The sequence below is a fragment of the Arthrobacter sp. GMC3 genome, from assembly GCF_002929305.1.
Taxonomy (GTDB): domain Bacteria; phylum Actinomycetota; class Actinomycetes; order Actinomycetales; family Micrococcaceae; genus Specibacter.
This window is the reverse complement of sequence record NZ_PJIO01000176.1, coordinates 1-510: the sequence shown is the minus strand read 5'-3', so window position 1 is coordinate 510 and position 510 is coordinate 1. Positions and strand designations below refer to the sequence as shown.

General features: G+C 63.5%; 1 protein-coding gene. It reads left to right on the top strand.

Annotated elements, in window-relative coordinates; translation table 11 throughout:
- Nucleotides 1-474, top strand: a 474-nt coding sequence (locus tag CXQ94_RS22840; protein ID WP_181034388.1) for a hypothetical protein, incomplete at its 5' end; no start/stop codon positions are given.
- Between the last annotated feature and the right edge of the window lie 36 nt (nucleotides 475-510).

Below are 510 nucleotides of genomic sequence, written 5' to 3'. Positions count from 1 at the left end.
CTCCTCACCCTGGCCCGGGCACTGACCACCGCCGCCCACACCACCACCCAGACCGCCGCCCAGACCGCTGCCCAGGCTGCCACAACCACGACTACCGATCCCGGTGCTGTGCCTGATAACGCTGGCACCGAATCCTGCGGCAACGCTGCACCTCGTGGGGGTTCTTTGGTGGGTGCCCCGTTGGGGGTGGTGCTGGAGTCCTTGACCGATGGGCAGGCGGTGGAGTGGGCGCAGTCCTTGGAGCAGTTGAATCATTTCCTGCAGGCCTTGTTGGTTCAGGTTGCCGGGGATCTAGCTCACCGGGTGCGTGCTGGCCGGTTTAATCAGACCGGGGCGGGCACCCCGGCAGGGTTATTGATGCAGTCGCTGCTACTCGGTAGGGTGGAGGCGAACCGGCGTCTGCGCCTGGCCGGTACGTTCATGGCCACCCCGGGGGGGTGTCTAATTAATTGTGTATTGGGGTTCCTGATTTGAGATGAGGAATTGCGATGACAGTGGCGAAAGGATCCG